Below are 1,402 nucleotides of genomic sequence, written 5' to 3'. Positions count from 1 at the left end.
GAGTATGACTTACATGTCATCCGATAATTGGAAACCCTCTGCCTCAATCACGACGCTTCAGGAAAGGGCTCGGTTGTTTGCCAGAATCCGACAATACTTAGATGGGCAGCAAGTAATGGAAGTGGATACACCCATGCTTTCTGCCAACGCGACTGTGGATCTTCATATCGACAGTTTTATCACTACCTTTCGACCTATCGGAGCGGGTAGTGAACAATCCTGTTACCTTCATACATCGCCCGAGTTTCCTATGAAAAGGCTTCTGGCTGCCGGCAGTGGTGATATCTATTCTCTGGGTCGAGTATTCCGTAATGGTGAAGCGGGTGGGCGGCACAATCCTGAATTCACTATGCTTGAATATTACCGGCTTGGCATGGATCAGCATCAATTAATGGATGACATGACATTACTGTTGTCGTCAGTCACAGCCTTTAAAGAGGTAAAAAGAGTCAGTTATGGGAAAGTCTTTCAGGAAAAACTGGGGCTGAATCCTCACGGCGCATCGGATGAAGTGCTTTCTGCTCTGGTTCAAAAACACGTAGATAAGGGACTGTCAGGTCTGGGAAGAAATGACTGCCTTGATCTGTTGTTTTCAAATAGGATTGAGCCTGAGCTGGGCCTCGGCAGGGCCGGTGAGCTTAATGGCGTTTACGTCTACGACTACCCAGCCAGTATGGCCGCCCTGGCCCGGCTTCATACGAATGATCAAGGTGATCAGGTGGCTGCGCGATTCGAGCTTTTTACTAACGGTGTTGAACTGGCCAATGGTTACCATGAACTGACCCATGCCGAAGAGCAGCAAACGCGTTTCCGGACAGAGCAAATTAAACGCAAAGAACAGGGTAAACCTGTTTACCCCTACGATCATCGTTTTATTGAAAGCCTGAGGTCAGGTATGCCCGATTGCGCCGGCGTTGCCATAGGACTTGATCGTCTCCTGATGTTAATGCTGAACAAAAAGAAGATTGCGGATGTCGTTGCGTTCGATTTTTTCAGGGCCTGAACAAGCAGCTCGTAAGGTAAGATTACAAACGTCATTCGACGCTGGAATCATTGTGTATTTATATGACCAGCAATGAGTATTAGGTATTAATCCCCTATTGTAATAGTAGGTTTCGGACGTATAATTCGATCCACTTCTTCGGCGCAACATTCCATTGTTAACAGGCAGCAGTGCAGTCAATAAAATATTGATTGACAGTTTGGTTTAGCGATGTAAAATGCGCCGCCGCTGAACAAGAAAAGCAACGCTGATTAAGTATGGGCGTCTGCCAGTTTAGCGAGTTGAAAAGTGGCTTTAACTCTCTGGTAGAGACAGCGCTTGACAACGACCGGCGCCAAGGTAAGATGAGCGCCTCGCTGAACGGCACTGACTGCTGCTTCAGCCGGTTAAAACCTTCTC

2 protein-coding genes are annotated in these 1,402 nt (G+C 47.4%); one reads left to right on the top strand and one right to left on the bottom strand.

Features of this window, described 5'->3' with window-relative positions; all coding sequences use genetic code 11:
• Positions 1 to 1,003, top strand: a 1,003-nt coding sequence (epmA, locus tag KDK17_RS19255; protein WP_257288848.1) for an EF-P lysine aminoacylase EpmA, incomplete at its 5' end; no start/stop codon positions are given.
• Positions 1,004 to 1,160: 157 nt separating this feature from the next.
• Here the strand turns inward: epmA and KDK17_RS19250 are convergent.
• Positions 1,161 to 1,402: hypothetical protein (locus KDK17_RS19250; RefSeq protein WP_257288847.1), on the bottom strand; the 242-nt coding region annotated here is incomplete at its 5' end.

Source organism: Endozoicomonas sp. SESOKO2 (genome assembly GCF_024606245.1).
Taxonomy (GTDB): domain Bacteria; phylum Pseudomonadota; class Gammaproteobacteria; order Pseudomonadales; family Endozoicomonadaceae; genus Endozoicomonas_A.
This window is presented reverse-complemented; position numbering and strand designations above follow the sequence as displayed.